This window comes from Winogradskyella ouciana, from assembly GCF_009709615.1.
GTDB classification, from domain to species: Bacteria; Bacteroidota; Bacteroidia; order Flavobacteriales; family Flavobacteriaceae; genus Winogradskyella; species Winogradskyella ouciana.
This window is the reverse complement of record NZ_WJYA01000321.1, coordinates 1-232: the sequence shown is the minus strand read 5'-3', so window position 1 is coordinate 232 and position 232 is coordinate 1. Positions and strand designations below refer to the sequence as shown.

Here is a 232-nt window from a genome sequence, read left to right as displayed (position 1 = left end):
ACAATGCAATATCGCTAGCTCTTTACATCCAGCATCTTTCGCCGTTTGAACGGCCTCAGCAATCTCCTCTTTATTCGCCAAACCGGTAGACATAATCATCGGCTTTCCCGTAGAGGCAATGTAACGGATCAAAGGTAAATCGATGACCTCAAACGAGGCTACCTTATAGGCTGGGGCATTTAAATCCTCCAATAAGTCCACCGCTATTGTGTCAAAGGGGGAAGAAAATATC

At 45.3% G+C, this 232-nt stretch carries 1 protein-coding gene; it reads right to left on the bottom strand.

Annotated elements, in window-relative coordinates:
- Positions 1-232: N-acetylneuraminate synthase family protein (locus tag F1003_RS16480; protein WP_202913952.1), on the bottom strand; the 232-nt coding region annotated here is incomplete at both ends.